Source organism: Cellulomonas sp. (genome assembly GCF_017744555.1).
Lineage (GTDB): Bacteria > Actinomycetota > Actinomycetes > Actinomycetales > Cellulomonadaceae > Cellulomonas.
On the sequence record NZ_JAGIBD010000134.1, the window covers coordinates 1 to 522 of the forward strand.

At 72.8% G+C, this 522-nt stretch carries 1 protein-coding gene; it reads right to left on the reverse strand.

Annotation, left to right across the window (positions count from 1 at the left end; genetic code table 11):
* Positions 1-117 precede the first annotated feature (117 nt).
* Positions 118-522, reverse strand: a 405-nt coding sequence (locus J7523_RS20550; protein ID WP_291890687.1) for an ATP-binding cassette domain-containing protein, incomplete at its 5' end; no start/stop codon positions are given.

The following is a 522-nucleotide window of genomic DNA, read 5'->3' on the forward strand; positions in this document are numbered from 1 at the left end:
CCAGGGTGCCGACCGCGGTCATCGCCGCCACGCCCAGCACCAGCGCGGCGAACACGGTCAGCAGGTCGCCGGCGAGGAACTCGCGCCTGAGCGAACGCGCCGCATGGCGCAGCACGTTCATGCGTCGGCGACATCCAGCGGATGCAGGCGGCCGCCGTCGAGCCGGTAGACGCGCCGGCAGCGCCGCGCCAGCGCCAGGTCATGGGTCACCAGGACCAGGGTGGTGCCGTGGTGGCGGTTGAGTTCGAACAGCAAGTCGTTCACGTGCTGGCCGGTGGCCTGGTCGAGGTTGCCGGTCGGCTCGTCGGCGAACAGGATCCGTGGCCGGCCGACGAACGCCCGGGCCAGCGCCACGCGCTGCTGCTCGCCGCCGGAAAGCTGGCGGGGATAGTGGCGCCGGCGCGGTTCCAGGCCGACCGCAGCGAGTACTTCGCGTACGCGCGCGGGGTCCTCGCGCCCGGCCAGCTCCAGCGGCAGCGACACGTTCTCCTCGGCGGTCAGCGAGGGCAGGAGGTGGAAACT